The organism is Streptomyces sp. W16 (assembly GCF_033194735.1).
Classification (GTDB): domain Bacteria; phylum Actinomycetota; class Actinomycetes; order Streptomycetales; family Streptomycetaceae; genus Streptomyces.
The window spans coordinates 1-4,177 of record NZ_JAWOAI010000703.1; the positions used below are offsets into that span (position 1 = coordinate 1).

Here is a 4,177-nt window from a genome sequence, read left to right on the forward strand (position 1 = left end):
ACGACGCGGTCCATGACCGCACGGCCCGAGCCGTCGTGGTGGCCCGCGGCGTGGAACGGCAGCAGGACCAGCGGCCCGCAGGGCACCCACCACACGCGCGGGTGGGCGCCGTTCGCCGGCGTACGGTCGTGGCCCAGAGCGGTGAGGACGGGTTCCGCGACGACGTCCCACAGCCAGGCCAGGATTCCGGACAGCTCCTCCTGCGCCTTCGTGCGCACGTCCTCGTCCGGGGCGGTCGCGTCATGGGCGTAGCCCTGGCAGGCGACGCCCACCTCTGTCGCGTTCTCCAGGGTGAGTCCCGGGAGCGGCACCGAGGTGATGCCCTCGCGTGTGACCAGCAGGGCGTCGCTGCGCAGGACGCTGACGTTCAGGACCACGACCGCGCCGTCCCGGGCCGCGGAGCGCAGTTCCTCGACCGACGGCGGCAGCCCGAACGTACCGAATCCGTCCAACTGCCGGATCCGCCCGAGGACGGCCGTGAGTTCGTCGGCGAGCCGGTGCCGGTCGACCACGGCGGCGCCCTCTGAACCAGGCAGGGTGAAGCCGCCCAGCAGGGCGTCCGAGCCGTCGTCGGGCCGGTCCAGCAGATCCCGCAACTCCTCGAAGCGTGCCGCGAGTTCGGGGTGCCGGGCGTGGAGCGGGGCGAGGTCGCTCCAGGCGTCCAGCGCCTGCCCGATCAGCACACCTCGGCCCGTCTCCAGCAGCCGCAGCGCCCGCGCCGCCCGCTCGTCCGCGGACCTGCCGGGTTCGCACAGCGCGGCGGCAGCGGCGTTGCACGCCAGTCCGGCGAACCAGCCCAGGGACCGCTGCTGTTCACCTCGCCGCAGCCGGCGCGGGGCGATGCGGGGGAGCAGTTCCACGGCGGTCTCGAAGAAGCCGATCGCCCGTGCCGGGTCGTCGCTCGCCACGAGCTGACCTGCGGTCACCGCCGCCCTGAGACGCAGTATGGGCGGTGCCGCGGGCGAGGCGACGATCTCCGCGGACAGACCTACGGCCGTGCCGAGGTCGGCGGGGTCTCCGTGCCGTTCGAAGCGGGCGTGCAGGGCTTCGCCCAGCTGCTGGAGCACGATCAGCCGGTCCACCCCGTCGGTGTTCAGGCCTTTCGCCTGCTGCAGGACGGCGATCGCCGTGTCGAGGTCGGCGGGCGAGCGCCGAGCCCGGTACCGGAACAGCAGGGCCTGGCCGAATTGGCACAGTAGCCATCGCCGGCGCGGACTGCGGTCCGGAGCCGTGTCCACCGCCTCCCGGGCGATGGCGACGGCCGCGTCGAGGTCGTCCGCGACGGCGGCCTCCGCCTCGGTCGCCGCGGCCCGCAGGAGCAGGGCTCCGCACCAGTTCGGGAGGATCCCCTGCCGCCCAGGGTGCCCTGCGGGAGCCGCCTTGGCCGCGGTGGCGAGGGTGTCGATCGCCTCGTCCAGGTCCGCTCGCGCTCCCGACAACGAGTAGCGGATGTGGAGGTAGCCGCCGAGCGCGCCCAGCAGCAGGACCCGGTGGGCGTGTCCGTGGCCGGCCTCACTGACGGCGGTGCGCTGTGCCTCGATCGCCGCATTGAGGTCGGCCTCGGAATGCGCGTGCGCGTTGCGCCCGATGAGCGCCAGCGCCAGGTTGTGCAGGGCGAGCGGACGGGTGGTGCTCCCTGGGGCCAGACCGCGAAGCACCGTGCGCTGTGCGTCGATCGCGTCGTCGAGACCGGACGAGGGGTCGCCGAACACGTACTGGGCGAACAGCGCGTGCGCACCGGCGGTCAATCGCTCGGCCCGGTCCGCCGGGACCCCGCCGAGCGGGCCGTGCAGGAACTCCCTTCCGATGGAGGCGGCCTCGGCGAGGTCGTCCGGGTTCCCGTGCCGGTCGAAACGCAGCCGGAGGTTGTTCACCAGCAGCGAGTGGCACTGCTGCCGGGCGGGGCTGCCGTCGGGCGCGCTTGCGATGGCCTGTCTGGCCAGTGCCACCGCCTCGTCGAAGTCCTCCGGGCGCGAGTCCGGGGTCTGCAGCCGCCAGTGGACGGCGTTGGCCAGGTTGACCAGACTCCTGGTCCGCTCCCGGGACCCCACCGGGGCGGCGGCCACGGCGGCACGCAGGACCCGCGTCGACTCGTCCAGGTCCCGGCGGCGCCCCGACTGCTCGAACCGGGCGGCCAGAGCCGCGCCCAGGGAACTGAGGCACACGACGTGGCCGGAGTGCTCTGGTGGCGTCACGTCGACCGCCACGCGCAGGGTGGTGACCGACTCTTCGAGATCGTCCGGGGCTCCGGCCAGTATGAACCGCGCGTGCAGCGACTCACCCAGGTTGTTCAGGGCCAGTCCCCGGCCCATCGGGTCGCCCGGTACCGAGCGGGTGGACGCGCGCAGCGCCGTGACGGCGTCGTCCAGGTCGGCCGGGTCCTCGTGGAGTCGGAAGCTCTCGGCCAGCAGCCCGCCCAGGTCGCTGAGGAGGCGGGCCAGGTCATCATGGCCGTGGGGAAGCCGGGCGGTGGCGTCCCGCAGCAGGTCGACGGCCAGCTCCAGGTCCTCGGCGGTGCCCTCCAGCCGGTATCGCGCGCCGAGCGAGGCCGCCAGGTTGCCTAGCCCCAGCGCCCGGTGCGGGTCTTCCTCGGGGGCCGCCCGGACAGCCCGGCGCGCGGCCGCCAGAGCCGACTCCAGGTCCGCTGCCGCCCCCGTGGCGTGGTGGCGGAACAGCAGCATGCCGCTGAGGTTGGCGAGGTAGACGTGCCGGTCGGGGTCACCGGCGGGGGCGATGCGCAGGATGCGCCGCCACAGTGCGACGACGGCCTCGTGTGCGGCCGGGTCGTAGACGTTGACCACGTGCAGGCCCCGGCCGATGGCCAGGTTCGCGGCGAGCCGGGCGACGTCGGACGCCGCCTCGGCCGGGATGTCGTCCGAACCGGCGAGGAAGCCGATCATGGCCAGGTCCGCCGGGGCTGTGGGGCTCAGGCCGGCGACGGTCTCGGCCATGGCCTCGGCGCCCTCGACCTCCCGGTACCGGATCACGAGGTGCCCCACCAGGGCCCGCAACCTCGTCGTGCGGTTCGGGTCGTCCGGCGGGGTCAGCTCCCACGCCTGCCGTCCGGCGGCGATCGCCTCGTCGAGATCCGCGGGATCCCCGCTGCGGCCGAACCGGTCCCGCAGCGTCAGCCCGAGGTTGGACAGACACATCGCCCGGCGCGACGATCCGGCGGGCGCGGTGTCCCCGGCCGCCCGGACGGCGTCGACCGCGGCGTCCAGATCGGCGGGATCGCCCTTCAACTGGTGGCGCGACCACAGCACTCCGGCCAGACCGCTGAGACGAATCGAGAGCTCGGGGGCGCCTGCGGGGCTGGTGTCGATCGACTCGCGGTGGGCGGCGAACGCGGCGGTCAGGTCCTCCTCCGCGTGCCGCCGCTCGAACCGTCTGTGGAGGGCGGTACCGAGGCGGTGCAACCGTTCCGGCCGGCCCGCGTGATCGACGGGGGTGGCTCTCACGAGCCTGCGGTGCTGTTCCACCACCAGGTCCAGCAGGTCCCGGTCGGGCGAGGCCATGGCCTGGTCCAGCAGGGCGCCGGCGCCCTCCTCGGCGGCCGAGGCGATGCCGGACAGGAGATCGGCAGGCAGGTCTTCGACACCGGCCAGCAGACACAGCGAGAAGCCGTCCACCACGATGTCGATCAGAGCGTCGTCCCCGTCGCCCAGGCCCTCCAGCAGGAGCAGCCAGCCGAGGCGATAGCCGACCTCGACGTCCCGTCGCCCGTCGGTGAAGAGCGCGAGCAGCGCCTCCAGATCGGCCCGTGCCGACGGCGTCCGTAGCGCCGTCAGGTCTCCGGTGGCTCTGACCTGCCGTAATCGCACCCGCGCTGCCGCCAGCAGGTGGTCCCGCGCGGAGCTCCCGTCCATCGTCATGCCAGCGGAGAGTAGAGCAACTGGCTATTGCCGGGGGCGAATTGGCCTACCGTACGCAGCATCGTCACACCGCGACACCGCACGGCCCGACCGGAGAATCCATGACCGACCGCCCCGAGGGCAGGGCAGGGCGCACCACCGAAGCGCTGGCCTACTTCTTCACGCACGTGGAGGACATCCGCCGCCGGCTCCGCGAGGAGGAGTCGCAGGCCGCCGTCGACGGCCTGGTGGCCGCCGTACGCGATGACGCCGACGCCGACGCGGCCGTGCGGCGGCTGAACGACCGCATCCGCGCCGAGGGCGAC

General features: G+C 73.8%; 2 protein-coding genes. One reads left to right on the top strand and one right to left on the bottom strand.

Translation table 11 applies throughout. The features are described 5' to 3' along the window. Window positions 1-3,872 (bottom strand): hypothetical protein (locus tag R6V09_RS47480; RefSeq protein ID WP_317887667.1); only part of this gene is annotated, 3,872 nt, incomplete at its 3' end. A 101-nt stretch (window positions 3,873-3,973) separates the two neighbouring features. Here R6V09_RS47480 and R6V09_RS47485 point away from each other — a divergent pair. Continuing rightward, window positions 3,974-4,177 (top strand): hypothetical protein (locus R6V09_RS47485; RefSeq protein WP_317887668.1); only part of this gene is annotated, 204 nt, incomplete at its 3' end.